We start from the raw sequence: 25,223 nt of genomic DNA on the forward strand, positions 1-25,223 counted from the left end.
CGCAGAGTGCCTCCGGTTCAGCCGCAGCCCATCCTCGAGCCGTTGACGCCTGCCGCGATTTTCGTCGTGGTCACGATCGACGACGGCGGAGAGGCGACCGTGCACGACGCGCTGGCGGACATCTCCGGACTCGTGCGTGCGATTGGTTTCCGCGAGCCGCCCAAACGGTTATCGGCGATCACCTCGATCGGTTCCGACGCCTGGGATCGCTTGTTCTCCGGACCGCGCCCCGCCGAGCTGCATCCGTTCGTCGCGTTGCAAGGGCCGCGACACAGCGCGCCGGCGACGCCGGGCGACCTGTTGTTCCACATCCGGGCCGAAAGTCTGGACGTCTGTTTCGAGCTCGCCGACCGAATTCTGCAAGCGATGGCCGGGGCGGTGACCGTGGTCGACGAGGTGCACGGGTTCCGCTACTTCGACAACCGCGACCTGCTGGGCTTTGTCGACGGAACCGAGAACCCCGACGGCCCAATCGCCGTCAGCGCCACCGTAATTGGCGATGAGGACTCCGATTTCGAGGGCGGGTGCTACGTCCATGTGCAGAAGTACCTACATGAATTAGCGGCCTGGAATTCACTGTCGGTCACGCAACAGGAACTGGTGATCGGCCGCACCAAGTTGGAGAACGTCGAACTCGGCGACGAGGTCAAGCCGGCGGACGCACACATCGCGCTCAACGTCATCACCGACGAGGACGGCATCGAACTCAAGATCGTGCGGCACAACATGCCGTTCGGCGAGCTCGGCAAGGGCGAGTACGGCACGTATTTCATCGGCTACTCTCGCACTCCGACGGTGACCGAGCAGATGCTGCGGAATATGTTTCTGGGCGATCCGCCGGGGAACACCGATCGCATACTTGACTTTTCCACCGCGGTCACCGGCGGCCTGTTCTTTTCTCCCACCGTCGACTTTCTCGACGATCCGCCACCGCTGCCCGGCCCGGCGGAGGCAGCGCAGCCGGCCGGGTCCCCAGCCGCTAATGGCTCACTTTCGATCGGCAGCCTGAAAGGAACCTCTCAATGACGAACAACCTGTACAGGAATCTGGCGCCCGTCACCGACGTCGCTTGGGCGGAAATCGAATTGGAGGCGACGCGGACGTTCAAGCGCCATATCGCCGGGCGACGGGTGGTCGACGTGAGCGATCCCGGTGGGCCGGTCACGGCTGCGGTCAGCACGGGCCGGCTCGTCAATGTCGAAGCACCCTCCGACGGGGTGGTGGCTCACCTACGAGAAAGCAAACCGCTTGTCCGCCTGCGGGTTCCGTTCACGCTGTCACGTGTTGAGATCGACAACGTCGAGCGTGGCGCGCAGGACTCCGATTGGGATCCGGTCAAGGCGGCCGCCAAGAAGCTGGCGTTCATCGAGGACCGGGCCATTTTCGAGGGCTACCCCGCCGCGTCGATCGAGGGCATCCGCGGCGCCAGTTCGAACAAGCCCCTGACATTGCCCGCCGATCCCCGCGGGATCCCCGACGTCATCACCCAGGCGATCTCCGAGCTGCGATTGGCCGGCGTCGACGGTCCCTACTCGGTGCTGCTGTCCGCCGAGGTCTACACCAAGGTCAGCGAGACCACCGAGCACGGGTACCCGATCCTCGAACACATCGACCGGCTGGTCCCCGGAGACATCATTTGGGCCCCGGCCATCGACGGCGCCTTCGTATTGACCACCCGCGGCGGCGATTTCGACCTGCAGCTGGGTACCGACGTCTCAATCGGTTACACCAGCCACGACGCCGAGACCGTGCAGCTCTATCTGCAGGAGACCCTGACGTTCCTGTGCTACACCGCCGAGGCGTCGGTTCCGCTGAGCCTCTAGGTGAAAATAAACACCGGCACGCCAACGCTTTGGGCAGGGAGTGCGAGTTGACGCGACCGCCGTTGGCGGTCCTACCTGCGACCGGTGACTACCGCGCGGGATTGCCGCCTAGCACACCACTTTTCGCTACAGATCCAGCACGAGGTCCGTCGTCGGTGCCGCCGAGCAGATCAGCACCGTTCCCTGCTCCGGCGGCTCCAGCGGCGTCTGGACATACCTGGTCTCCCCGGCGACCACCCCGGTGACACACACGTGGCAGACCCCGCTTCGGCAGGCGAATCGGGTTGGCACATCACAGGCTTCGGCCAGATCGAGAACGCTGAAGTAGTCCTCCGACCAGTTGACCGTGAGCCCGCTGCGTGAGAACGTGATCGGCGGCCCGCCGCCCGGTGCTCCGGGGGGCTGGTGCGGCGGCGCGTGCCGGGCCGCGTCGACGACGCCGGGGTTAATGGCCGGTAGCGCGCCAAACAGCTCGCTGTGAATGCGGGCGGGGTCGAATCCAAGCGACGTGAGCGCGTCGCGGGTATCGGTCATGAATTGCCTGGGGCCGCAAAGGTAAACCACGGCGTCGGTCGGCAAATTCAGGCTCGCGATGGCCCGTTGATTCATGCGGCCGTCGGTCTGAGTGTAGAACACCCGCTGCCGCGCATGGGGTAGGGCATCGATCAGCGCGGTGACTTCGGTTGCAAACGCCTGGGTTTCACGATTGCGGGTGGTGTGCAGCCACCAGATGTCGCGACCGCTGCCTGCCGCCGATAGCGCGTGCAGCATGGCCAGCACCGGGGTGACACCGATTCCTGCCGAGATCAGAACGACCGCCGGGCCGTCATCGGTGAGATAGAAGTCGCCGCGGGGAGCCGCCGCTTCGATCACCGACCCCGGTTGGATGTGAGCGTGCAGCCACTGGCTCACCAGGCCGTGCTCCTCGCGTTTGACGCTGATGCGGTAGCCGGCGGTGCCGGGATCACCCGACAGTGAATAGCTGCGTAGTGGCGTTGGGTGGCCGGCGCCGGGAATTCGCAAGGTCAGATACTGGCCGGGGAGCGCCCGCGGCAACACAGCCTGATCGTCGGCCTCCAGCCAGATCGACAGCACGTAATCGCTTTCGCGATGTACCGCGCTGACGCGCAACTGACGAAAACCGTTCCACCCCGGCTCAACTCCGACCGGCGGAGCGCTCGGCGCCGTCGGCGTGTCGTGCGCTGCCAGGAGTTCGTTGAACGACTGTTGCCAGCCGGGGCTCAGCGCGGGAATGTCGACGGCCTTGCGGAGTTGTTGGATGTCGCGGTCCGGAAGGTAAAGCAGCGCGTCGACGTCGACGACGCTGAGTTCGTGGCGGCCCCGCCGAGTCCGCACGATGTCGTCCCCGGCCCGGACCCGTCCCTCCGTGATGACGCGGAAATAGAAGCCCGGACGGTGGTGGGCCACAAGCAAGTTGGGCATCGCCGGCTCGTTCAGCCGAAGACCAACGCGGTAGCAGGTCACCCGAGGTTGGGTGACTTCAAATTCCGCGTCCCCGATGCGGTAGCGATCGCCGATGCAGACGTCGGCGTCCGCCAGCCCGGTAACGGTAAAGTTTTCCCCGAAGTGCCCCGGTTCCAGGTCGTCGCGACTCAGGTAGCTCTTCCAAAAGTCGTAGGACTCGGTCTGATACACCATGACGGCGCGTTGCTCACCGCCGTGGCCCGCGAGATCACCCTGGCCGTCGCCGTCAAGGTTGAGGCGCCGCGCCATGACCGGCCCGTCGACCGGGGTCTTCCATATCCCGGTGTGGACAGTCCTGCCCCGCCAGTCGACGTCCTTCGGCAAGCCCACGTTCACCGATAGAAGCCTGCCCACGATGTCGCTCCCTAGCTAGATTCGATCTCTGGCGTCATGCCAGTCATGAACGTACTGATCATCGCAAACAGCACGCTGCTCGCCCTCGTCCGCCGGCATTGCAAAATTGGGATGCTCAGCCCAGAATATTTCACGCCCTCCGCCGGCCGCAAGCCAGGCGGCGGACACTGTTGTGCAGCGCCCGTTTTGGTGCATACTGGGTCATACAACCCAGAACTGCGGAGGGGTGTTGCATGCCGGCTGTCCATCACCGCTACGCCACCATCGATGGCTATCGGCTGTTCTACCGTGAAGCGGGCGATCCCGATGCACCCGCCGTGGTCCTCTTGCACGGATTCCCTACCAGCTCCCACATGTTTCGCCACCTGGTCCCGGCGCTGGCCGACCGCTATCGCGTGATCGCGCCGGACCATCTCGGCTTTGGACTTTCCGACGCGCCGCCCGTCGAGGAGTTCGACTACACCTTCGACGCCCTGACCGGCCTGACCGCTGGCCTGCTGCACACGCTCGGTGTCACCAGGTACGCAATGTATGTGCAGGACTACGGCGCCCCGATTGGATGGCGACTGGCGCTGCGCGAGCCGACCGCGATCACGGCGATCGTCAGCCAGAACGGCAACGGCTACGAGGCGGGGTTTGTCGAGAGCTTCTGGAAGGTGGTCCGTGCGTATCAAGCGGAGCAAACATCCGACAACGAGGCTGCCGTCCGACAGTTCCTCACCCTGGACGCCACCCGGTGGCAGTATCTGACCGGCGTAGCCGACGAGACACTGGTGGATCCCGAGGCGTGGCATCACGACTACGCGCTGATTTCCCGGCCCGGAAACGACCTGGTGCAGCTAAAGCTGTTGCGCGACTACGCCACCAACGCCCCGCTGTATCCGCGCGTGCACGAATACTTCCGCGCCACTCGGGTGCCGCTGTTGGCGGTCTGGGGTCGCGGTGACGAGATATTCGGTCCGACCGGCGCCGAGGCGTTTGCCGACGACTTGCCCGATGCCGAGATCCACCTGCTCGACGGCGGGCACTTTCTGTTGGAGTCCGCTTTGGAGGAGGTCGCAGAGTTGATCCGGAACTTCCTCGCCAAGGTGCCCGCGTCCGCCTGACGCGGACCCGCGGGCGGCGCACTCCGACCCGCCCGCTTAATGGGCTGGATATCCCATATTCGGAGGCGGCCCCGGGTTAGCCTGACGCGATGGTCCATCCCGACGTTGCGGACGAACAACGGTTGAGCCCCAAGGGGCGGGCCACCCGGGACCGGATCGTGCAGGCAGCCGCCCAACTGATCGTCACCGACGGCCTGACCGCGTCCAATATGGAACGCGTCCGAAAAGCCGCCTCGGTCAGCGGGTCTCAGCTGGCACACTATTTCGCCGACAAGCGCGCGCTCCTCCGCGCCGTCGTCCGGCGCCAGATCAAGGTGGTGCTCGACTTTCATCGACAACCCAAGCTCGGCGACCTGGATTCCTTCGACGACTTCGAACGGTGGATCGACCTCAACATGCGCTACCTCCGGCGCATCGGAACGTCCGGTCGCACCCCAACCTTCCACGCCCTGACCGCGCAGTTGGCGAAATCCGATGACGCCACGCGCGCCACGCTGGCCGCGGGCTACTGGCAGTGGATCGCGTTGCTGGAAGCGGCGATTCAGCGGATGAAAAGCCGTGGCATCCTGGACGCCACCGCCGACCCGCGACGGTTGGCGATGGCCATCGTCAGCGCGCACCAGGGCGGCGGCACGTTGGCCTTCACCTATCGCGCGGAATGGCCGCACGCCGACGCCGTTCGGTTCGCCGTCAACTATCTGCGCATGTTCGCCACCGACCCCGCCGAACGAACTCCGCGCCCGCCGCGCCGCCCCCGGGGCCGGCGCGCCTCGGCCAACGCCAGCCGATGAACGACGACAGCACGGCTCGGTTCACCCGCAAGGGACTGGCCACCCGGGCGCGGATCATCGCCGCCGCCGCGAGGCTCATGTTCGAGCGCGGGGTCGCCAACACCAGCATCGACGAGGTGCGCAGCGCCGCCGGAGTGGGCGGGTCCCAGCTCTCGCATTACTTTCGCGACAAGCGCGATCTGACCCGCCAGGTCATCGCCGCACGGCGGAGCGACGTCGTGTCGTTCCACACCCAGCCCAGGTTCGGCGCGCTCGACAGCCTCGAGGCCCTGCAAGCGTGGGCCGATGCCTGCGTGGCCGATATCGACACCGTCTACCTGTTGGGCGGCTGCGTCTACGGTTCCCTGGCGGGTGAGCTCATCGACGCCGACGACGAAATCCGCGACGACCTCGCCCACGGGTACGACGCGTGGCTGGGGCTGTTCGAGTCGGGGCTCACCGCGATGCGGCAGCGTGGCGAGCTGCGCGACGACGCCGACCCGCGCCACCTCGCCGCGGCGTTGGTCATCGCCCACCAGGGTGGGGCGATGGTCACGCACGCCACCGGCGACGCCGAACCGCTGCGGGTCGCCGTCAACGCCGCCGTCGACTACGTGCGATCCTTCGCGCCGCGGCCCAGGGGCCGCCGATCGCGTCGCAGACCCGCGTCCTGAGCTTGCACCCTAGACAGGGCTTCGTCACAGCCCAATAATGGGTTGGTTAGCCCATTCTGTTAATGCGGACGGCGGGGGAGCGTCGCCAGGGCCGGCCTTCGCAATCCGACATCGTGCGGCCCTCTAGATGATTTGGAGAGAGCCAAGTTCATGGAAACCGCCGGCGCTGCTCCCAGCAGCACGCTTCCCACCTCGCCCGCCGTGGTACGAGAGCGGCCCGGAGGGGAAGCCATGCGCGCCATCATCTTGAAGGGCTTTGGCGGGCTCGACAGCCTGGTATACACCGACATCCCAAAGCCGCTACCCAAAGCCGGCGAAGTCGTGATCAAAGTGAAGGGATTCGGGATCAACCACGCCGAGCTGCACATGCGTCGAGGGGAGTGGGCCGAGGCCGCCGAAGTCAGCGGCATCGAGTGTGTCGGCATCGTCGACTCCTGCCCGCGCGGTGAATTTCCGCTCGGCGCCAAGGTGGCGGCGCTGATGGGCGGGCTGGGGCGAACCATCAACGGCAGCTACGCCGAATACACCCGGGTGCGCGCGGCCAACGTCGCCCTGATCGAGTCGGACCTGCCGTGGTCAGATCTGGCCGCGTTGCCCGAAACGTATGCGGTCGCGTGGACCTGTTTGTTCCGCAACCTCAACCTGACGGCGGGACAGACATTGGTGTTACGCGGCGCGACATCGGCGTTCGGCCAGGCCGCGCTGAAGATGGCCGTCGCCGCCGGCGCCCGCGTCATCGCCACCGCACGTAGTCCCAAGCGCTTCGCCCTGCTCGAAGAGTTGGGTGCGTCGCGCGTCGAGTTGGAAAGGCATGACCTGGCCGCCCACCTCCCCGAATCGAAAGTCGAGTCGAAGCAGATCGATGCGGTCCTCGACCTGGTGGGCAACAGCACCATCCTCGACTCGCTCGACATGCTCCGCCGAGGCGGCACGGCATGCTTGGCGGGCTGGTTGGGAGGACTGGATCCCATCGGCGATTTCAATCCGTTGCTGCGCATGGCCAGCGGTGTCAATTGGAACTTTTTCGGTAGCTTCGTGTTTGGCACCCCGGGCTTTCCGCTCTCCGATGTCCCGCTGCAAGACATCGCACGGCAGGTGGCCGAGGGCAAGCTCGATGCCAAGCCAGCGCGCGTCTTCTCGTTCGACCAGATTCACGAGGCCCATCGGGTAATGGAGTCCGGCAAAGCCGACGGCAAGATGGTTGTAGTTCTGGATTGATCTGCACTAGAAAAGGACTCGCAGTCGAAAGGACACGACGATGGGTTTGGCGTGGCAACAGGGCCCGCTCGCTACCGGGTCGGTGGGACACTTTCTCACCGAAACGCCGCTGCCACCGCGGCTGCTGTTCGCCGAGCCGTTGCGTCGCCGGATGCGGGTGCGTTTCGCTGATCGGTGGATCGCCGACAGCGAGGACGTCGTCCTGCTACACGAACCGGGCCGCTATCCGGTCGCCTACTTCCCACGGGATGACATCGAATCGGGGATTCTGATCGCCGAGGATCGGGTGACCCGGCACCAGGACCTCGGCGAATCACGCTGGTTCACGGTCAAGGCCGCCGGCGGCGAAGCCAACCATGCCGCGTGGCAGCACACCGCACTACCGCCGCACGCGGCGGTGCTGGCTGGGCGCGTCGCGTTTGCCTGGCGCGCCATGGACGCCTTCTACGAGGAAGACGAACGCATCGTCGGGCATGCCGCCGACGCCTACCATCGCATCGACATCCGTTCCACATCACGGCATCTCGTGGTACGAGACGGCGAACGCGTGGTCGCCGATACGCCCCGCCCGCTGGCGCTATACGAATCCGGCTTCGCGCCGCGCTGGTATGTGCCGCGCGAGGACGTCGACGAATCGGCGCTCAAACCCGTTGACGGGCAAACCTTCTGCCCGTACAAGGGCATCGCCTCCTACTACGACATCGGCGGCCACAAGCGTGCCGCCTGGTCCTACGTCAACGCCTGGACCGAGGTTGGGCGAGTCGGCAACCTGGTGTCCTTCGAGCCCGACAAGATCGACGTGTACCTCGACGGCAAACAGCTGAACCTCGAGCCGGGTCAAACCGTCATCCCGCACGGCGTTGACCGCGGGCTCGACACCGATGAGGTGCTGGGGAAAGCCTGAGCGGATGACAACGCGACAGACCAGCCCAGACCGGGCGAAGCTGTTCTCCGACGCCGTCTTTGCGGTGATCATCACGGTGTTGGTCCTCAAGCTGAATCCGCCTCACCCCGATACCTTCGGCGCCTTGCTGCCGCTGTGGCCCACCGGTCTGAGCTATGTGGTCAGCTACCTGTTCATCGCGATCGTCTGGGTGAACCATCATCATTTGTTCGGTTACGCCGATGAGGCGACTCCGCGGCTGATCTGGTCGAACTTCGCCCATCTGTTTTCCGTGTCGCTGATCCCGTTCACCACCGAATGGATCGCCGATTCCCGGCTGGCGGCCGCACCCGTGGCGTTGTATGCGTTGGTATTCGTGCTGGTGAACATCACGTACCTCGCGCTGTGCACGGAAGTCGTCGACCGGCCCACCCACGAGGATGTTTCGCACCGGCTGCAGCGACTGTTTCGAATGAGGTCATTCGTCACGATCGGCGGCTTCATGGCGGCGGCGATCATCGCGCTTTGGTGGCCGATCCCGGGGATGGCATTGATTTGCTCGTGCCTGATCGTGTATCTGCGACCGGATATTCCCGACGTGAAGAACGCTAGGAGCTAAACCGCATGTCCGCCCCCAGACCATCGGTGCTGGTCTTCGACGTGAACGAGACCCTGATCGACATCGATTCCATTGCAACGCTTTTCGGCGAGCTGTTCGGCGATCAGCGGGTACTGCGCGAATGGTTCGGCCAGCTCGTCATGTACTCGATGGCCGCCACCCTGTCGGAGCGTTATGTGGACTTCTTCACCCTCGGCCAGGGCGTGTTGCGCATGCTGGCCGACACCTATCGGGTCGACATCACCGACGACGACGTGCTTGCTCTGAAGGCCGCGATGCTCGCGATGCCGCCGCACCCCGACACCGTGGCCGGGTTAACCCGGCTGCGCGACGCTGGTTTTCGCTTGGTTACTCTGACGAATTCGCCACCCAATCCGGAGGGGCCGTCGCCGCTCGAAAACGCCGGACTAGCAGGACTTTTCGAGCGCACGCTGAGCGTCGATCCCTGCCGCGCCTTCAAGCCGGCACCGGCGGTCTATCGCTACGCGTGCCAAGAACTCAGGGTAACCCCCGGCGAGTGCATGATGGTCGCGGCGCACGTGTGGGACCTCCTCGGCGCCCAAAACGTCGGCTTCAGCACCGCTCTTATCACGAGCTGGGGCAACCCGCCACTGCCGGTCGATGGCCTGCCGCGGCCAGACCTGGTGGTGGCCGACCTGCACCAGCTCGTCGAGCGACTAACGTGACTCCGATGAACGTCGCCGTCGCCGAACGCCGACTCCTCGGAGGCGAATGTTCGTGACGCGCGTACCTACCCAGTTTGCGGCCCGTCATCGCACAAAGTTGACAAGGAGCGCTCATGGCAACTCCGGACGGATTTCACCCCGATTTCGATTCGAAGACAACGGATGTCACCCGCAACAGGGTGCACCACGTCAAGGCTTCGGACGTCACTTCCGACACCGCCCAGTCGGAGGGGATGCGGCGCTTCGCCGCGTTGAGTGGACGATCGGTGGGTACCGAGAAGCTATGGATGGGCGAGACGCACGTGTCCCCGGGAGCCGCGTCGGCCAACCATCATCACGGCGAAGCCGAGACGGCAATCTATGTGCGAAGTGGTAACCCGGACTTCGTCTTTCACGACGGCGTCCAGGAGGTGCGCATCTCAACGCAGCCCGGCGACTACATCTTTGTCCCGCCCTACCTGCCGCACCGTGAAGAAAACCCCGATCCGGACACGCCGGCGGAGGTCGTGATCGCGCGCAGCACCCAAGAGGCCATCGTCGTCAATATTCCGGCCCTCTATCCGCTGTGAGCGACGGGTTCAGTAGACGGCGATCTCGATGAGATTCCCGTCGATGTCGCGGCAATAGTGTGACGTCATCGGGCCCAATGCGCCGGTCTTGGTGACCGGTCCCGAGATGATGTCAACCCCGCAGGCGGCCAGGTGGGCGCGCACCTCCTCGGCGCTGCACCGCGTGATGAAGCACATGTCTTCGGAGCCGGCCGCTTCGACGGACCCGGTGACCCAATCCGGATCGTCGGCCTGCGCGCCAACCGGCCGCAGATTGATCTTCTGAGTTCCGAAGCACAGCGCGGTCCTGTTCGACGGCCCGAATGTCTCTCGCTTCATGCCCAGCACCCGCTGGTACCAGGCGGCGGTGGCGTCGACGTCACGGCAGTTCACGACGACGTGGTCGAACCGCTCGACGGCAATTGCCATTGTCAAGCCTCCTGATGCACGCCGAGCTGGATTGCGAGCACTGCGGCGAAATCGTCGGCAGTGTAGTGATCAAGCCGATGGTGCTGGAAAGTCATTCGATACCAAAGTAACCCGACGTTGGTCGATAACAATTTCGATCTTTGTCACGGCGATTTCGCCGCGCGCGTGCACGGTTTAGGACCCGGGACAACATATCGCGCCGCGTGGCGCTGAAGACCGCGATTTGTTCCAGCGTGGTCGGTCAACGCCTCCCCAAGCACCCCCAGCAAGCTGCGGTTGTCCGGGCCGTCGCGAAGATGGACCGCAGGAAACCACGCAGGTCATGGAGCAGATCGCCCGCTATCGGGTGCCGGCGCGAGCCGCGCGGCGGCCCAGGAAGGCGTTGTTCGGATTCGGTATAAGACGTTTTAATACGTCTTATGGATCATCGGTCGCTGGACCTCAAGGGTGCTGATCTGCGCGTGAGGCGCGGCAGTGTGCCTGCGAGCACGCAACTCGCCGAGGCCCTGAAGGCAGAGATCGTCAGGCAGCGTCTGCCGCGCGGGGGCCGTCTGCCCAGCGAGCGTGAGCTGATCGATCGCACCGGCTTGAGCCGGGTGACCGTGCGGGCGGCGGTGGGGATGCTTGAACGCCAGGGTTGGCTGATTCGCCGTCAAGGTCTGGGCACGTTCGTCGCCAATCCGGTGCGACAGGAACTGGGCTCCGGTGTGCGCACTATCACTGAAGTATTGGCGAACTCCGGCATCACCCCGCAAGTGGATGTGCTATCCCATCACGTGAGTGAGGCGCCACAGCGGATAGCCGAAATACTGGGCTTGTCAAAAGTTCTCGTGATAAACCGACGTTTTCGCGACGGGGATCAGCCCCTGGCCCTACTCACGGCCTACTTTCCGCCGGAGCTGAGCAAGGCTGCGGAGCCGCTGACATCGAAATCGCCTACCTACGTTAAGGAAAGCACCTACACGATGTGGGAGAAGCGACTTGGCGTTCGCATTGCAAAGGCAACCCACGAGATCCATGCGGCCGGCGCATCCCTGGAAGTCGCCGCGGCCCTCGATCTGCCAATGGGTTCACCGGTATTGGTGCTCGAGCGCACGAGCTATTCGGACGACGATAAGGCTCTCGAGGTGGTGGAATTCCACTATCGCCCGGAGCGGTATCGGTTTTCGGTCACCTTGCCCAGGCGGGTGCCTGAACCCGGTGCGGGAATTATCGAGAGATCCGACTAACCCCGCCGGGGCCGTTTCACTCAGCAAATTCTCAACATATTCTTTGGTCCTTGAAGGCTCGGCTCAAAGGATCCCTAAAGCCGCGGGCCGCAAGATCAACGGCATGAACACGTCCTGCGCGACCCTCATCGAACGCTACATGTCCACCTGCGGGCTGCGGTTCTTCCGAGGCCAGCACGACGGCGAGTACTTCTTCGTGGTCAACGCTAATCAGCGGCTGCACGTCCACCTCGAGGTCTCCCCGTCCTTCAGCGACGTGGTGACCATTCGGGTCACTCCGGCGACCTTCTACCCCGTGGCGAACCGGCCCTGGCTGACGCGCTTCGCCGACACGTGGAATCAGCAGAACCGCAGTGTCACCGCGATCGTGCACGGGTCCTCCGACCCCCAGCGCGTCGGGGTTGCGGCCCGCGGATCACAGTGGATCCGCGAGGGCATGTCTCTCGAGGACTTCGCCGCCTTCGTCGACCGCACCCTCACAGCCGCAATCGATTTCTTCGCTGAAGTGACGCCGATTATCGAGCTGCCCTGCCGGTCGCAGGTCGAGCAGCCGTTGCTGCGGAACGCCAGTTGAGCGGCCGCTGCGACGCCGGCATGCAGTCGTTGATGCCGGCGAGGACGCCGGAGAGGGGCACGCCCATCTCGGTCCGGATGGCGCCCCACGGGTTCGCGTAGCGAACCGGGGCGCTGCGGTAGGCGGCGCGACGTTTGAGCACCAATCGCACGAGGGGTGCCGCCAACCGCACCGGACCGGGCGCAGCAGCCGCTGCGAGGGGCCTCAGGCAGCCAAAACGGCGTCGAGCGCGGAGTAGAACAGGCCCAGCCCGTCGTCGGAGGGCCCGGTTAACGCTTCGGTGGCGTGCTCAGGGTGCGGCATCAGCCCGACGACGCGGCCGTTGGCGGAGCTGACCCCGGCGATGTCACGCAGCGAGCCATTGGGGTTGTCGTGGTAGCGGAACACCACCCGGCCCTCGCCCTCTAGCTCGTCGAGCACCTCCGTGGAGGCCACGTAGCGGCCCTCGCCAGACTTCAGCGGTACCAGCAGATCGGCGTCGGGCTCGAACCGTGATGTCCACGCCGTCGTGTTGGATGCCACCCGCAGCCACACGTCACGGCAGACGAAGTGCAAGCCCACGTTTCGGGTCAGCGCGCCGGGCAACAGCCGGGTCTCGCACAGCACCTGAAAACCGTTGCAAATACCCAACACCGGCATGCCGCGGCCCGCGGCCGCGACCACCTCGGACATCACCGGCGCGAACCTGGCGATCGCGCCGGCCCGCAGGTAGTCGCCGTAGGAAAATCCGCCGGGGACGATCACGGCGTCGACGCCCTTCAGGTCGGCATCGGCGTGCCACAGGCTGACGGCCTCCGCGCCCACCCGACGCGCCGCCCGGGCCGCGTCCACGTCGTCGAGTGTTCCGGGGAAGGTGATAACGCCGATCCGCGAGGTCACCGTGACTCCCTGCTGATCGTCCAGTCCTCGATCACGGTGTTCGCCAGCAGCGACTCCGCGATCTCGGCGAGCGCGGTGTCGTCGATGCTGTCGTCGACTTCAAGCTCAAACCTCTTGCCCTGCCGGACATCTGAGATTCCAGGGTGTCCGAGCCGCCCCAACGCACCGACAATCGCCTGGCCCTGCGGATCGAGAATCTCCGCTTTGGGCATCACGTGCACGACCACCCGCGCCACCGGCATTCCTCCTCAAATCGAGTTCGGCACCAACTTTACCGGCGACCCCCTCGGCGGGGCACAATCGTAGGCATGCAACTGACGCATTTCGGCCATTCCTGCCTACTGGCTGAGTTCGACGACACCCGCATTCTCTTCGACCCCGGCACCTTTGCTCACGGCTTCGAGGGCATCACCGGCTTGTCCGCCATTTTGGTCACGCACCAGCATCCCGATCATGTCGACCCCGCGCGTCTGCCGGCGCTCATCGAAGCCAATCCGCAGGCCGCCCTCTACACCGACTCGCAGACCGCGGCGCAACTGGACGCACCCTTCCAGGTGGTGCACGTCGGTGACGAGCTGTCAGTCGGCACGCTCACCATCCGGGCGCTCGGCGGGCGCCACGCCGTGATACACCCGGAAATCCCTGTGATAGAGAACCTTTCGTATCTGCTGGACGATGGTGATCATCGGGCCAGATTGATGCACCCCGGCGACGCGCTGTTCGTGCCCGACGAGCCGGTGGACGTGTTGGCCACCCCGGCATCGGCGCCGTGGATGCGAATCTCCGAGGCCGTCGACTATTTGCGGGCGGTCGCTCCGGCACGCGCGGTGCCCATCCATCAAGGCATCATCGCGCCCGACGCGCGTGGCATCTATTACGGCCGGCTCACCGAGATGACCAGCACCGATTTCCAGGTGCTGCCCGAAGAAGGCGCGGTCGCCTTCTAGAGCGAGCAGACGCAAAATCCCCCGCACGCTCGGCGCGTCGGGGGATCTTTTGTCTGCTCGCGGTTGCTACGCGGCGTCGAGGACGGCCCTGTCGGGCCGCCACTTGTACACCGTCGGCGTGCAACCGTGCAGCGCCGCCAGGTCGACGGCGTCCAGCATCGCCTGCAACGGCCCCGGCTTGCGCAGTTGGCGGGCGGCTACAGCGACGCGCACCACGCCGCCGCGGCGGGCGATGCGCTCGGCGGACAGCACCACCATCCGGCACCACCACGGCTCAGTCATAAAGCCTTCACCGATGCCCAGCACCCGGGCCCGCACGGTGGTGTTCCGGACCAAGTCGGTTACCCCGTGCAGATCAGCCACCAATCGAAAGCCGTTGCGCGGCAATGCCTTGACTACACCAGGCGACACCGCCCAGCCCGGAGCGGCGAACAGCCGGGTGCGCAACCCGAGGTGCTCGAGCACCCGGTCGGCGGCGGTCAGCCGCAGGTTTGCCTCGTGCGCGCGCAGCATCGCGAACTCACCGCGCCGCTTCTTGGTGGCCGCGGCGTCGTAGCCATGCAGGACGATGCTGTCCCCACCCGCGCGCCGATCGGTCAGCCACTCCACGGTGCGCGGGTCGCGGTCGAGGCGGTAATCGCCACTGAGCCGAGGAGCCACCAGCAGCGACACCGGCACCGAGCGGGCATCCATTTGCGCACAGAATGCATCGACGTCGGCCAGGGTCCGCTCCCCAATCCCCGAGACCGAGACGATCAATTTTCCAGACACGCTTGTAGTTTGCCGATCTCAGGTTTCCGGATGGTGAAGGACACGCAGACGCCAGGCGTATATACAGCGGTGCGAGAAGACTTTGAGGCCGTCGCGACAACACGAATCGCGGCCGCTCAACGGGCATCGACGTAGTTAGCTGTGGGCGAAACTCGCCATGCTCGCGGAGAGCGAACCGATACCGTCGGCGCTTCGGTAACCGGTTCGATATGCTTAGCTCCACTATGGAGAAGGCCCGTACCACGGCGGCCGACGCCCCGCGACCCGTCGCCCCTATCGGGCAGGTTGGCGCCCCGGAACGGGTTTATCCCGACAAAATCGACGCCCACCTTTTGCGCATCTCCGGCGTTTGCATCCTGGCCACGGTGATGTTGATCATCGACGTCACCGTTGTCAGCGTCGCCCAGCGCACGTTCATCGCCGAATTCGGCTCCAGCCAAGCCATCGTCGCGTGGACGATGACGGGCTACACGCTGGCCCTGGCGACCGTCATCCCACTCACCGGCTGGGCGGCCGACCGGTTCGGCACCAAACGGCTGTTCATGGGTACGGTTGTCGCGTTTGCGCTGAGCTCGGTGTTGTGCGCCGTGGCGTCAACCATATTGCAGCTCATCGTGTTTCGGGTTATTCAAGGTGTGGCCGGCGGAATGCTGTTGCCGCTGGGTTTCATGATCATGACCCGCGAGGCCGGACCCGGCCGGCTCGGGCGCCTCATGTCGATCATGAGCATTCCCATGCTGCTTGCCCCGATCGCCGGTCCGATCCTGGGCGGCTGGCTGATCGCCACCTCCAGCTGGCGATGGATATTTCTGATCAACCTGCCGATCGGGATCGTCACCGCGATCCTCGCGGCCATCGTGTTTCCACGGGATCACCCGGCCCGCTCGGAGACCTTCGACGTGCTTGGCGGCCTGCTGCTCTCCCCCGGGCTGGCCACGTTCCTGTTCGCCGTGTCGTCGATTCCGCGCTTCGGGACGGTGGCCGACCGCCACGTGTTGATACCGGCAGCCATCGGGTTGACGCTGATCGCTGGGTTCGTCATGCACGCGTGGCACCGCGATCACCCCCTCATCGATCTGCGGCTGTTCCAGAACCGGGTGATCACTCAGGCCAACGTGACGATGCTGGTTTTCGCCACGGCATTTTTCGGCGCCGGGCTGCTGGTGCCGAGCTACTTCCAGCAGGCACTGCACCACACGCCGATGCAGGCCGGGGTGCACATGATCCCCCAGGGGCTCGGAGCGATGCTGACCATGCGCCTGACCGGACCGCTGGTCGACAAACAGGGACCGGGCAAGATCGTGCTGGTCGGCATCGCGCTGATGACTGCCGGCCTGGGCACCTTCGCCTTCGGCGTGGCCAGGCAGGCGCACTACGTGCCCACGCAGTTGATCGGGCTGGCGATCATGGGTCTGGGTATGGGCTGCACCATGATGCCGCTCTCGGTCGCCTCCGTGCAGGCGCTGGCGCCGCACCAAATCGCGCGAGGCACGACGCTGATGAGCGTGACCCATCAGGTGGGCGGCTCGATGGGAACCGCGCTGATGTCGATGATCCTGACCAACCAGTTCAACCGAAGCGAAAACATCTCAGCGGCAAGGGCACTTGCAACGCTGCAACAAAACGCCGCCGCCAGAGGCGTGCCGGTCAACCCGGCGGCGATCCCGCGACAAACCCTGTCCCCCGACTTCGCCGAGCATCTGCTGCACGATCTTTCGCGCGCCTATACCGCCGTGTTCGTCTTGGCCGTCGCCTTGATCGCGCTCACCGTGATCCCGGCGTCTTTCCTGCCGAAGAAACCCGCCAGTCAGACCGTCGGCGAGCCGTAGCGCTCGCCATCGGCCGCGGCCAGCACCCAGGCGTATTGGTATGCGGTTTCCTGCCAGGCTTTGTAGCGACCGCTGACGCCACCGTGGCCGGCGGCCATTTGCGTCTTGAGCAGCACCGGATTTTCGTCGGTCTTGATGTGCCGCAGCGCCGCGACCCACTTCGCCGGCTCGACGTAGTAGACCCTGGTGTCGTTCAGAGACGTCATGGCCAGAATGGCCGGGTAGTGTTTGGCCTCGACGTTTTCGTAGGGCGAGTACGACTTCATGTACGAGTAGACATCGCTGTCGCTCAACGGGTTTCCCCATTCCTCCCACTCGGTGACGGTCAACGGCAGCGAGGGATCCAGGATGGTGGTCAGCGGATCGACGAAGGGCACTTGTGCCAGCACGCCGGCGAAAAGCTCGGGCGCCATGTTGGCCACCGCCCCCACCAACAAGCCCCCGGCGCTACCGCCGTAGGCCACCAATCCTTGCGGACGGGTCAGACCGGTATCCACCAGATGCCTTGCCACCGCAACAAAGTCGGTGAAGGTGTTCTTCTTCTCCAGCAGCTTGCCATGCTCGTACCACAACCGGCCCATCTCACCGCCACCGCGGACATGGGCGATGACGAACACCATGCCACGATCCAGCAGCGACAATCGCGCGATGGAAAAGCCTGGATCGGTGCAGATCTCATAGGCGCCGTAGCCGTAAAGTAATGCCGGAGCCGGGAATTCGATGCCAGCGCGGTGCACGAACGACAACGGGACAAGGGTGCCGTCGTCGGCGCGGGCCCAGTCCCGGTGCTCAACGTAGTCTTCGGGCCGATAGTCGCCGAGTACGGGTTGCTCACGCAGCAGCGTACGCTCGCCGGTGGCCAAATCGAGGTCGTAGACCCGCGGCGGGATGACGAAAGACCCAGCCCGGATCCGCAGTTTGGGCGAGTCCCAACTCGGGTTGGCACTCAGGCCCGAGGACATCAGCTCGGAATCGAACGAGATCTCCCCGGGCTCACCGTAATTGCCGCCAGAGTCGATGGGCCACAACTGAATCCGCGGCAGCGCCTCGCGTCGGTAGCTGACCACCAGATGACGGGCAAAGGCATCCACGAAGTCCAAGCGCACGTCATCGCGGTGGGCGATCAGGGTACGTTGCTGTGTCGGATCACTGACCGGCGCCTCGACAAGCGTGAAATTCACCGCGCCGTCGTTGTGCAGGATCAGGAAGCGGTCTTCGCCGCCGAGCACCGCGTGCTCCACCGAGTACTCGACGCCCTCGCGCCGTGGCAGCACGACGGTGAATTGCGCTGCCGGGTCGGACGCGTCGGCGTAGCGGAGCTCGGACGTGATTGCCGATCCCGATGCGATGACGACGTAGGCCTCGCTTCGGGTGAGCCCGACGCCGAGCCAGTAGCGTTCGTCGGCCTCGTGGTAGACCAGCTCGGACGCCTGGCCCGAGCCGAGCCGGTAGCGCCAGACCTTGTCGGGTCGACGCGCCTCGTCCAGGGTGGTGTAGTACACGGTGCGGTTGTCGGCGGCCCAGGTCACTCCGGCCGCGACCGGCGTGATCTCGTCCGCGAAGAGCTCTCCGGTGCGTAAGTCTTTGAACCGCATCGTGTATCGCTCGTCGCCGAGGGTGTCGACGGAATACGCCAGCAGGTGGCCGTCCAGGCTGACCAGGCTGGCGCCCAGCGCAAAAAAGTCATGCCCTTCTGCCTCGACGTTCGAGTCGAGCAGGATCTGCTCGTCGGGTATTTCGGTCTCTTCGTCCAAGACCGGCGGATTCCAGTCGTCGGGATCCTTGACCGGGCAACGGCATTGGACGCGGTACTGCTTACCCTCAAAGGTGCGGGCGTAGTACCACCAGTCGCCCTGCCGAACCGGCACCGAGAGGTCGGTTTCCTTGGTGCGCGCCTTGATCTCGTCGAAGATGCTCTGCCGCAACGGTTCCAGATGAGCGGTCGTTTGGTCGGCGTACTCGTTCTCGGCCTCGAGGTGGGCGATGACTTCGGGACTTTCCTTGTCTCGCAGCCATTTGTAGGGGTCGACGAAGACGTCGCCGTGATATTCGCGCCGAGTGTCGATGCGCTTGGCCACCGGCGGCACCGCGCCGGTCATGCGCCCGGACCGATCCAGTCACTGAAGCTCAGGCCGGAAATCCGTTCGTAGGCATCGATGTAACGACCACGGGTGGCGTCGATGATGTCGTCGGGTAGTGGCGGCGGCGGCGCGGTACCCCCGCGGTCCCAACCGGAGGCGGGGCTGGTGAGCCAATTGCGCACGAACTGCTTGTCGAAGCTGGTCTGCACCACACCGGGCCGGTATTCGTCGGCCGGCCAGTAGCGCGACGAATCCGGTGTGAAGATCTCGTCGGCCAACAGCACGTTCCCGTCCGGGTCAAGGCCGAATTCGAACTTGGTGTCGGCCACGATGATTCCCTTGCGCAGTGCATGATCGGCGGCCTGGACATAAATCTGCAGCGTGCGGTCGCGCAGCTGGTTGGCGTGGATCCCGCCGACCAACTCGATTACCCGCGCGAACGAAATGTTTTCGTCATGGTCTCCCAGCGCGGCTTTGGTCGCCGGAGTGAACAACGGCGTGGCGAACTTGCTGGCCTCCACCAGCCCCGGCGGCAACGGGATGCCGCACACCTTTCCGGTGGCCTGGTAGTCCAGCAGTCCCGAACCGGTCAGATACCCGCGGGCCACACATTCCACCGGGAACATCTCCAGTTGCCGAACCACCAGCGCGCGACCCAGGACATCGTCCGGAATTCGAGGGTCGTCGGGCGGGCCGGCCAGGTGGTTGGGCGCATCGACGAGGCCGAAGAAAAAGACGCTCATCGCGGTCAGGATGCGGCCCTTGTCCGGGATAATGCTGTCCAGGACGTAGTCGTAGGCCGAGATGCGGTCGGAGGCCACCAGCAGCAGGTGCTGGTCGTCGACGCGGTAAATCTCGCGGACCTTGCCGCTGGCCAAATGCTGGTAGTCGGACAATGCGGGGCGCATCGGGTCAGCCTATCCGGCAAGCGCACGGCAAAGTGTGCTGGTATCGGTGCCATGAGGTTCATGCCGTACTCCACCAAACCGCTGCGACTGTTCGCGCAATTGATGAGCGATATCACCGTCGCGGTGTGGACGACGATCTGGGTGTTCGTCGGTCTCGCCGTCTACAGCGCCATCTCGACGATCGCCGACGCCGGCCGGCAAGTGGAAAGCGGTTCGAAGGGCGTCGCCGACAACCTGGCATCGGCAGGCCATGGCGCACAGCACATTCCGCTGCTGGGCGACGCAGTCAGCAAGCCCTTGACGGCCGCCAGCGCGGCCGCCCTGGACATCGCGGGCGCCGGTCATGACCTGGACACCACGGCGAGCTGGCTCGCGGTGCTGCTGGCGATGGCCGTCGCCGCGGTGCCGATTCTGGTGGCGGTGGTGCCATGGCTGTTTTTGCGATTGCGGTTCTTCCGGCGGAAGTGGGTGGTGACCGCCCTGGCCGCCACCGCCGCGGGTCAGCAATTGCTCGCCTTGCGGGCGTTGACGAACCGGTCGCCGGCCAAGCTGGCCGCGATCAGCCCGGACCCGGTCGGCGCCTGGCGGCGCGAGGATCTTCTCACCATCGGGGCGTTGGCCGCCCTCGAACTGCGGGCCGCCGGGATCCGGGTGCCCGCGCGCTAACGGGCGATGCGATCGGCGCGCCAACACCACGTCCGCATGGGGATCTCGACGCTGTCGGCACCGGGGAATCGCTCCTTTAAGGCAACGCGCGCTTCGGCGAGCGCTCGTGCACGGTCACCGGGAGACGCAACGATGGCCCTGCTGTAGGTGCCGAGCATCGCGACGGCGTCTGCGACGGTCATGGTCTTGGTGAAAAGGAACACCTCGCGCGCGACGTTGGCGAAGATCTGCGGGTCGGGGAGATCGAAGTGCAGCCGCCGACGGAAGCGGTCAGCTAGTTGCGCGTCAACGTTGTCGCCCCCGGGCAGCCGGTCGAGGTTGCGCACCCAATCCACCTCGCGGTCGCGGCTCGTCCAGAGCAGGCCGAACCGACCGCCGTCGCGCACGACCCGACCGATTTCGGGAACGGCCACTTCGGGATCCATCCAGTGCCACGCCGAGGAGACGAACACCGCGTCCGCGACGGCGTCGGGAAGCGGGATCGACTCGCCGCGCCCCTCGACGACGCGCACTTCCGGCGATCGGGCCGTCAGCACGCTGCGCATCCGTGCGTCGGGTTCGACGGCGATGACCTGGGGCACCCTGCCCACCAGGGTGCGGGTGAACAGCCCGGTGCCCGCCCCGACGTCGACGGCCACCTGACAATCGGTTGGTACCAGCCAGTCCACCGCCTGCCGCGGGGGCTGCGGGCGCAGTTGGTCGTAGTCCTCGGCGATGGACCCAAAGGACATCGCGCGTTCTTGCCGATCGGTCACTCCGCCACGGTAGGCCGACAGGCTGTGCGTCGGCGCATACTTTGGTCGAGAGGACTGCATCATGCAAGTTTCCAAGCGCGCGCTGGCACCAACCGGATTCACCCGGATGCTGTTCCGAGCCCCGATCTACCTATATCGGGCCGGCCTCGGGACGAAGGTGCAGAGATCTTCGTCGGATACTCGTCCCTGTTCGCACGTAGCCATTGGCAACTAGCCACCCCGGCATATCAAGCTATGCGCGCGCGTTGCCTGCGAGCGCATGCCACACTCGCAGCAGCCCGGCGGCGACCACAATCAGCCACGCCGCCAACGCATCCCAGAAGAAGACCAGTGAAACCGTGATCATCGACGGCCGGCTCAACTCGGCCGCCATCGCGTAGCTGGCCACCGAGTACATGCCCAGCGGGAACACCAACGCCCACCAGACGCCGGCGAAATGCAACCTTTCGGGCCCTCGGCTGATCCGCAGCAACCCGAAGTAGATCAGCGGCGGTATCCACAACGTGGCCAGCACCCAGGCCACGACGGTGACCACCAGCACCGCACGCCCGAGCCAGCCGGCGGCCATGCCGTGGATCTTGTCGCCGGCCAGCGTCGCTATTGCCAGGCCGCCCATCAAGATCCAGGTATCGGGCTCGAACCCGGCGAAGCTTTGCCGCGCAGCCAGTGTGCGCCACACGATCAGCCAGGTCATCAGACCGTAGAGGCACAGCGCCGCCAACCACAGTGGCACGGCCACCGCGAGCAACCAACGCTCGGAGGTCAGATGGGCGATCCTGATGGCCACGATCGCCAGGCCGGAAGTGCCGACACTGGCCAATTCCCAAGCACCGTGCGCGCTGTCGCGCAACTGCGACCAACGACGCGCCGCCATGTCGCGGGCGGTGAACCCCATCAGCACCCCCCAGGACAACAGGGCGACCACGCCGAGGGCCACCACCACGATGCGCGGGGTTGCCAACCCGCTGTCCAGCACGGCGCACGCGGCAGCGAAGGTGAACAATCGAATCGTCGTGTCAGGATCCGCCAGATCCCACCTGCTGGCCGCCCCGGTCAGGACGACCAGCGCGACCAGAACCAGGAGGCCCGCCGCGGCGAGACCGGCTAGCAGCTCGCTGATTTCGGCGTAATGATGCCTTTCCGCGGCGATCGACAAGATTCCGGTCGCCATCACCGCGGCGAACACATCGGGTGAGGGTTCGATGTCGGCGAGCCGGATCCTCACTGGCCCTAGCGCAGTTCCACGACCAGATGCCGGATCCCGGTGTGCCGGTTGCTGCGGGTCCATTCGACCGGCCGAACGACCCGCACGACGCCGAACCGCGACAGCAGTTCCTCGTAGAGCACCCGCAATTCCAGCCGGGCCAGGTTGGCGCCCAGGCAATAGTGCACGCCCTGGCCGAAGCCCAAGTGCGGGTTGGGTTTACGTGTGATGTCGAATTCGTCGGCGCGGTCGAACGTGTTCGCGTCGCGATTGGCCGAGCCCTCCCAGACCTGGACCTTCTGCCCCGCCTGGATCGCGTGTCCGCCCAGCGTGACGTCGCGCGTGGCGGTGCGTCGCTTGGACGGCGACGGCGACGTCCACCGGATCATCTCCTCGATCGCCGTCGGGAGGGAGTCGAGATCACCACGCAGCGAATGCAATTGCTCGGGGTGCTCGGCCAGCGCCAGCAGCCCACCGGCCACCGCATTGCGCGTCGTCTCGGCGCCGGCACTGAACAACAGGCTGAAGAACAGGTAGAGCTCGAGATCCGACATCGCCGGCGCCTGCCCATCGTCAAGCGTCGCGTTTGCGACGACCGACAGCATGTCGTCGGTCGGCTCGGCACGCTTCGACGCGATCAACTCCTGGCCGTATTCGTACATCCGGGATGCGGCTGCTGTGTCTCTTTCTGAAACCGACAGCTGCGACAGGGACGCCTTGCGCGAGCCGCCGAAGTCGAACTGCGGCTCGATGGCCTCAAACAGCCAATGCCGTTCGGCCTCAGGCACTCCCAGCAGGATGCAGATCATCTGCATCGGCAGCTCGGCGGCGATGTCGACGAGGAAGTCGAACGGTTCGCCGGGCACCACAGCGTCCAGCAGCCCGCGCGCCCGGGCCCGCAAATCGTCCTCGACGCGAGCGATCATCCGCGGCGTCAGTCCGGAGCTGACCAGCCGGCGAATCTGCGAATGCCGTGGGTCGTCCATCATGTTGAGCACCTGACCCGCGATGGCCAGGTCCTGTAACAAGGTGCCACCGAAGGGCCGCGAACCACCGGTGACCGACGAGTACGTCACCGGATCACGAAGTACCTCAAGCGTTTCCGCGTATGTCGCGACCGACCAGAACCCTTCGCCGTCGGGAGTGTTGTCGGTGGGCGCGTGCCAGTACACCGGCGCCTCCCGCCGGTGCGCCGCGAACAACTCGTGCGGAAATCCGTTGGCGAAGTTGTCCAGATCGGTGAAGTCGATGTCCGAAAGCGCGCCGGCTTCAAAACGTAGTTGGCTCATAGGATCGCGCCCGGGGTGTATTTGGCCGCCTCGGGATAACGCCCGACCAGTTCGTCGACCTGGGCAACCACCTGGTCGACCTGATCGCCGGCGGCACCGGTGAACGCCTGCTTGTCGGCCAGCGCGGCGTCCAGCTCCGCGGCGTCCAGCGGCAGCCGCGGATCGTCGGCGAGGCGCTGCAGCAGGTCGGGTTCGGCACCGCGTTCCCGCATGTCCAGCGCCGTGGCGACGGCATGCTCCCGGATGACGTGGTGCGCGGCCTCGCGCCCCATGCCGGCGCGCACCGCCGCGATCAACACCTTGGTGGTGGCCAGGAAGGGCAGATAGCGGTCCAACTCGCGGCCGATCACCGCCGGGTAGGCACCGAACTCCTCGAGCACCGTCAAAAACGTCTCGATCTGCCCGTCGATGGCAAAGAAGCTGTCCGGCAACGCAACCCGGCGCACCACGGAGCAGAAGACGTCACCCTCGTTCCACTGCGCGCCGGCCAATTCGGCCGTCATCGAGGCGTATCCACGCAGCACCACCTGCAGCCCGTTGACGCGTTCGCAACTGCGGGTGTTCATCTTGTGCGGCATCGCCGACGAGCCGACTTGCCCCGGCGCAAAGCCCTCGGTGACGAGCTCGTGCCCGGCCATCAACCGGATGGTGTGCGCCATCGAGGATGGCCCGGCGCCCAGCTGCACCAGCGCGGAGACCACATCGTGGTCCAGCGAACGCGGATACACCTGCCCGACACTGGTGAAAACCGTTGCGAAACCCAGGAAGTCGGCGATGCGGCGCTCGAGTTGGGCGAGCTTACCCGTGTCGCCGTCGAGCAGGTCGAGCATGTCCTGCGCGGTGCCCATCGGTCCCTTGATGCCGCGCAGCGGGTAGCGATCGATCAGCTCCCGCAGCCGGGTCAGCGCGATCAGCGTCTCCTGCGCCGCGGAGGCGAAGCGCTTGCCCAATGTGGTGGCTTGGGCGGCGACATTGTGACTGCGCCCGGCCATCACCAGGTCGCGATAGGCCACCGCCCGCTCGGCGAGCCGCGCCACCACCGCAACCCCGTGTGCAAACACCAATTCCAGCGATCGCCGGATCTGTAGCTGCTCCACGTTTTCGGTCAGGTCGCGGCTAGTCATTCCCTTGTGCACGTGCTGGTGGCCGGCCAGCGCGTTGAATTCCTCGATGCGGGCCTTGACGTCGTGGCGCAGCGACCGTTCGCGGGCCGCGATGGAGGCCAGGTCGACATCGCCGAGCACTCGCTCGTAGTCGGCGATCGCCTCTTCGGGAACGGGCACACCCAATTCGGCCTGTGCCCGCAGCACGGCGAGCCACAACCGCCGTTCGGCGACGATCTTGGCCTCCGGCGCCCAGATCCCGACCATGTCCGCGCTGGCGTAGCGATTGGCCAACACGTTCGGGATGCTCACAGACACACAGCTTACGGTTTCCTCGTTGATTCCCCGTTGATTCCTTGTCGTCGCGGAGGCGATCCAACGGCTCAGCAGTCA

26 protein-coding genes are annotated in these 25,223 nt (G+C 65.4%); 15 read left to right on the top strand and 11 right to left on the bottom strand.

Annotated features, from left to right (window positions below; all coding sequences use genetic code 11):
- Positions 1–6 precede the first annotated feature (6 nt).
- Together G6N66_RS23525 and G6N66_RS23530 are read left to right on the top strand one after the other, a co-directional pair.
- Entirely contained in the window at positions 7–1,026 is a 1,020-nt protein-coding gene (locus tag G6N66_RS23525; RefSeq protein WP_085234699.1) for a Dyp-type peroxidase, read from the top strand.
- Positions 1,023–1,823, top strand: coding sequence for a family 1 encapsulin nanocompartment shell protein (locus tag G6N66_RS23530; RefSeq protein WP_085234700.1), 801 nt, complete (start codon positions 1,023–1,025; stop codon positions 1,821–1,823). The genes G6N66_RS23525 and G6N66_RS23530 overlap by 4 nt, the downstream gene beginning before the upstream one ends.
- Positions 1,824–1,949: 126 nt before the next feature.
- On the opposite strand, the gene G6N66_RS23535 is transcribed toward G6N66_RS23530, so the two are convergent.
- Positions 1,950–3,662 carry an MOSC and FAD-binding oxidoreductase domain-containing protein gene (locus G6N66_RS23535; protein WP_085234701.1) on the bottom strand — a complete coding sequence of 571 codons (1,713 nt, stop codon included), beginning with the start codon at positions 3,660–3,662 and terminating at the stop codon, positions 1,950–1,952.
- Positions 3,663–3,895: 233 nt separating this feature from the next.
- Between G6N66_RS23535 and G6N66_RS23540 the strand changes: the two genes are divergently transcribed.
- From G6N66_RS23540 to G6N66_RS23575, 8 genes are all read left to right on the top strand, one after another.
- Positions 3,896–4,768: an alpha/beta fold hydrolase gene (locus G6N66_RS23540; RefSeq protein WP_085234702.1), complete on the top strand. Its 873-nt coding sequence runs from the start codon at positions 3,896–3,898 to the stop codon at positions 4,766–4,768.
- Positions 4,769–4,857: 89 nt separating this feature from the next.
- Positions 4,858–5,559, top strand: a complete 702-nt coding sequence (locus G6N66_RS23545) for a TetR/AcrR family transcriptional regulator (RefSeq protein WP_085234703.1) — start codon at positions 4,858–4,860, stop codon at positions 5,557–5,559.
- Positions 5,556–6,212, top strand: coding sequence for a TetR/AcrR family transcriptional regulator (locus G6N66_RS23550; protein ID WP_085234704.1), 657 nt, complete (start codon positions 5,556–5,558; stop codon positions 6,210–6,212). The genes G6N66_RS23545 and G6N66_RS23550 overlap by 4 nt, the downstream gene beginning before the upstream one ends.
- 231 nt (positions 6,213–6,443) lie before the next feature.
- Complete coding sequence (locus tag G6N66_RS23555; RefSeq protein WP_179968311.1) at positions 6,444–7,430, top strand: zinc-binding alcohol dehydrogenase family protein; 987 nt, start codon at positions 6,444–6,446, stop codon at positions 7,428–7,430.
- Between the two features lie 40 nt (positions 7,431–7,470).
- Positions 7,471–8,334 (top strand): DUF427 domain-containing protein, encoded by an 864-nt coding sequence (locus G6N66_RS23560; RefSeq protein ID WP_085234706.1) that lies wholly within the window; start codon positions 7,471–7,473, stop codon positions 8,332–8,334.
- Positions 8,335–8,338: 4 nt separating this feature from the next.
- Positions 8,339–8,932 carry a TMEM175 family protein gene (locus G6N66_RS23565; protein WP_085234707.1) on the top strand — a complete coding sequence of 198 codons (594 nt, stop codon included), beginning with the start codon at positions 8,339–8,341 and terminating at the stop codon, positions 8,930–8,932.
- A gap of 5 nt (positions 8,933–8,937) precedes the next feature.
- Complete coding sequence (locus G6N66_RS23570) at positions 8,938–9,618, top strand: haloacid dehalogenase type II (protein WP_085234708.1); 681 nt, start codon at positions 8,938–8,940, stop codon at positions 9,616–9,618.
- Between the two features lie 113 nt (positions 9,619–9,731).
- Complete coding sequence (locus tag G6N66_RS23575) at positions 9,732–10,187, top strand: cupin domain-containing protein (protein WP_085234709.1); 456 nt, start codon at positions 9,732–9,734, stop codon at positions 10,185–10,187.
- 9 nt (positions 10,188–10,196) lie between these two features.
- Here the strand turns inward: G6N66_RS23575 and G6N66_RS23580 are convergent, their stop codons facing one another.
- Entirely contained in the window at positions 10,197–10,595 is a 399-nt protein-coding gene (locus G6N66_RS23580) for a VOC family protein (RefSeq protein WP_085234710.1), read from the bottom strand.
- Between the two features lie 419 nt (positions 10,596–11,014).
- On the opposite strand from G6N66_RS23580, the gene G6N66_RS23585 reads away from it, so the two are divergent.
- Both G6N66_RS23585 and G6N66_RS23590 read left to right on the top strand, forming a co-directional pair.
- Complete coding sequence (locus G6N66_RS23585) at positions 11,015–11,824, top strand: Rv0792c family HTH-type transcriptional regulator (protein ID WP_085234711.1); 810 nt, start codon at positions 11,015–11,017, stop codon at positions 11,822–11,824.
- A 103-nt stretch (positions 11,825–11,927) separates the two neighbouring features.
- A complete protein-coding gene (locus tag G6N66_RS23590; protein ID WP_085234712.1) occupies positions 11,928–12,398 on the top strand; it encodes a YbjN domain-containing protein in 471 nt (156 codons plus the stop codon).
- Positions 12,399–12,602: 204 nt separating this feature from the next.
- On the opposite strand, the gene purQ is transcribed toward G6N66_RS23590, so the two are convergent.
- Positions 12,603–13,277 (bottom strand): phosphoribosylformylglycinamidine synthase subunit PurQ, encoded by a 675-nt coding sequence (gene purQ, locus G6N66_RS23595; RefSeq protein ID WP_085234713.1) that lies wholly within the window; start codon positions 13,275–13,277, stop codon positions 12,603–12,605.
- Positions 13,274–13,513 carry a phosphoribosylformylglycinamidine synthase subunit PurS gene (gene purS / locus G6N66_RS23600; RefSeq protein ID WP_085234853.1) on the bottom strand — a complete coding sequence of 80 codons (240 nt, stop codon included), beginning with the start codon at positions 13,511–13,513 and terminating at the stop codon, positions 13,274–13,276. The genes purQ and purS overlap by 4 nt, the downstream gene beginning before the upstream one ends.
- A gap of 72 nt (positions 13,514–13,585) precedes the next feature.
- Here purS and G6N66_RS23605 point away from each other — a divergent pair, with 72 nt between their 5' ends.
- Positions 13,586–14,224, top strand: a complete 639-nt coding sequence (locus tag G6N66_RS23605; protein WP_085234714.1) for an MBL fold metallo-hydrolase — start codon at positions 13,586–13,588, stop codon at positions 14,222–14,224.
- Positions 14,225–14,290: 66 nt separating this feature from the next.
- On the opposite strand, the gene G6N66_RS23610 is transcribed toward G6N66_RS23605, so the two are convergent.
- Complete coding sequence (locus G6N66_RS23610) at positions 14,291–14,995, bottom strand: DUF2334 domain-containing protein (RefSeq protein WP_085234715.1); 705 nt, start codon at positions 14,993–14,995, stop codon at positions 14,291–14,293.
- Positions 14,996–15,204: 209 nt separating this feature from the next.
- On the opposite strand from G6N66_RS23610, the gene G6N66_RS23615 reads away from it, so the two are divergent.
- The gene (locus G6N66_RS23615) at positions 15,205–16,824 is read left to right on the top strand and encodes a DHA2 family efflux MFS transporter permease subunit (protein ID WP_179968312.1); all 1,620 of its coding nucleotides are present in this window, start codon (positions 15,205–15,207) and stop codon (positions 16,822–16,824) included.
- Here G6N66_RS23615 and G6N66_RS23620 read toward each other — a convergent pair.
- Together G6N66_RS23620 and G6N66_RS23625 are read right to left on the bottom strand one after the other, a co-directional pair.
- Entirely contained in the window at positions 16,803–18,923 is a 2,121-nt protein-coding gene (locus G6N66_RS23620; RefSeq protein ID WP_085234717.1) for a S9 family peptidase, read from the bottom strand. The genes G6N66_RS23615 and G6N66_RS23620 overlap by 22 nt on opposite strands.
- The gene (locus G6N66_RS23625) at positions 18,920–19,813 is read right to left on the bottom strand and encodes a phosphoribosylaminoimidazolesuccinocarboxamide synthase (RefSeq protein ID WP_085234718.1); all 894 of its coding nucleotides are present in this window, start codon (positions 19,811–19,813) and stop codon (positions 18,920–18,922) included. Before G6N66_RS23625 ends, G6N66_RS23620 begins: the two co-directional genes overlap by 4 nt.
- A gap of 51 nt (positions 19,814–19,864) precedes the next feature.
- Between G6N66_RS23625 and G6N66_RS23630 the strand changes: the two genes are divergently transcribed.
- The gene (locus G6N66_RS23630) at positions 19,865–20,479 is read left to right on the top strand and encodes a hypothetical protein (protein WP_085234719.1); all 615 of its coding nucleotides are present in this window, start codon (positions 19,865–19,867) and stop codon (positions 20,477–20,479) included.
- On the opposite strand, the gene G6N66_RS23635 is transcribed toward G6N66_RS23630, so the two are convergent.
- The 4 genes from G6N66_RS23635 to purB all read right to left on the bottom strand — a co-directional run bounded on the left by G6N66_RS23635 (position 20,476) and on the right by purB (position 25,142).
- Complete coding sequence (locus G6N66_RS23635) at positions 20,476–21,234, bottom strand: class I SAM-dependent methyltransferase (RefSeq protein WP_085234720.1); 759 nt, start codon at positions 21,232–21,234, stop codon at positions 20,476–20,478. The genes G6N66_RS23630 and G6N66_RS23635 overlap by 4 nt on opposite strands.
- A gap of 232 nt (positions 21,235–21,466) precedes the next feature.
- Positions 21,467–22,459 carry a tellurite resistance/C4-dicarboxylate transporter family protein gene (locus G6N66_RS23640; RefSeq protein WP_085234721.1) on the bottom strand — a complete coding sequence of 331 codons (993 nt, stop codon included), beginning with the start codon at positions 22,457–22,459 and terminating at the stop codon, positions 21,467–21,469.
- A gap of 5 nt (positions 22,460–22,464) precedes the next feature.
- Positions 22,465–23,727: a cytochrome P450 gene (locus G6N66_RS23645; RefSeq protein ID WP_085234722.1), complete on the bottom strand. Its 1,263-nt coding sequence runs from the start codon at positions 23,725–23,727 to the stop codon at positions 22,465–22,467.
- Positions 23,724–25,142, bottom strand: a complete 1,419-nt coding sequence (gene purB / locus G6N66_RS23650; protein WP_085234723.1) for an adenylosuccinate lyase — start codon at positions 25,140–25,142, stop codon at positions 23,724–23,726. The genes G6N66_RS23645 and purB overlap by 4 nt, the downstream gene beginning before the upstream one ends.
- Between the last annotated feature and the right edge of the window lie 81 nt (positions 25,143–25,223).

Source organism: Mycobacterium conspicuum, assembly GCF_010730195.1.
Taxonomy (GTDB): Bacteria; Actinomycetota; Actinomycetes; order Mycobacteriales; family Mycobacteriaceae; genus Mycobacterium; species Mycobacterium conspicuum.

Coding starts and splice junctions, on each gene's coding strand:
- G6N66_RS23540 (WP_085234702.1), top strand. CDS start 3,896: ATGCCGGCTGTCCATCACCGCTACGCCACCATCGATGGCTATCGGCTG.
- G6N66_RS23590 (WP_085234712.1), top strand. CDS start 11,928: ATGAACACGTCCTGCGCGACCCTCATCGAACGCTACATGTCCACCTGC.
- G6N66_RS23555 (WP_179968311.1), top strand. CDS start 6,444: ATGCGCGCCATCATCTTGAAGGGCTTTGGCGGGCTCGACAGCCTGGTA.
- G6N66_RS23585 (WP_085234711.1), top strand. CDS start 11,015: ATGGATCATCGGTCGCTGGACCTCAAGGGTGCTGATCTGCGCGTGAGG.
- G6N66_RS23645 (WP_085234722.1), bottom strand. CDS start 23,727: ATGAGCCAACTACGTTTTGAAGCCGGCGCGCTTTCGGACATCGACTTC.
- G6N66_RS23550 (WP_085234704.1), top strand. CDS start 5,556: ATGAACGACGACAGCACGGCTCGGTTCACCCGCAAGGGACTGGCCACC.
- G6N66_RS23580 (WP_085234710.1), bottom strand. CDS start 10,595: ATGGCAATTGCCGTCGAGCGGTTCGACCACGTCGTCGTGAACTGCCGT.
- G6N66_RS23560 (WP_085234706.1), top strand. CDS start 7,471: ATGGGTTTGGCGTGGCAACAGGGCCCGCTCGCTACCGGGTCGGTGGGA.
- G6N66_RS23565 (WP_085234707.1), top strand. CDS start 8,339: ATGACAACGCGACAGACCAGCCCAGACCGGGCGAAGCTGTTCTCCGAC.
- G6N66_RS23570 (WP_085234708.1), top strand. CDS start 8,938: ATGTCCGCCCCCAGACCATCGGTGCTGGTCTTCGACGTGAACGAGACC.
- G6N66_RS23620 (WP_085234717.1), bottom strand. CDS start 18,923: ATGACCGGCGCGGTGCCGCCGGTGGCCAAGCGCATCGACACTCGGCGC.
- G6N66_RS23630 (WP_085234719.1), top strand. CDS start 19,865: ATGAGGTTCATGCCGTACTCCACCAAACCGCTGCGACTGTTCGCGCAA.
- G6N66_RS23575 (WP_085234709.1), top strand. CDS start 9,732: ATGGCAACTCCGGACGGATTTCACCCCGATTTCGATTCGAAGACAACG.
- G6N66_RS23625 (WP_085234718.1), bottom strand. CDS start 19,813: ATGCGCCCCGCATTGTCCGACTACCAGCATTTGGCCAGCGGCAAGGTC.
- G6N66_RS23605 (WP_085234714.1), top strand. CDS start 13,586: ATGCAACTGACGCATTTCGGCCATTCCTGCCTACTGGCTGAGTTCGAC.
- G6N66_RS23530 (WP_085234700.1), top strand. CDS start 1,023: ATGACGAACAACCTGTACAGGAATCTGGCGCCCGTCACCGACGTCGCT.
- G6N66_RS23545 (WP_085234703.1), top strand. CDS start 4,858: ATGGTCCATCCCGACGTTGCGGACGAACAACGGTTGAGCCCCAAGGGG.
- G6N66_RS23615 (WP_179968312.1), top strand. CDS start 15,205: ATGCTTAGCTCCACTATGGAGAAGGCCCGTACCACGGCGGCCGACGCC.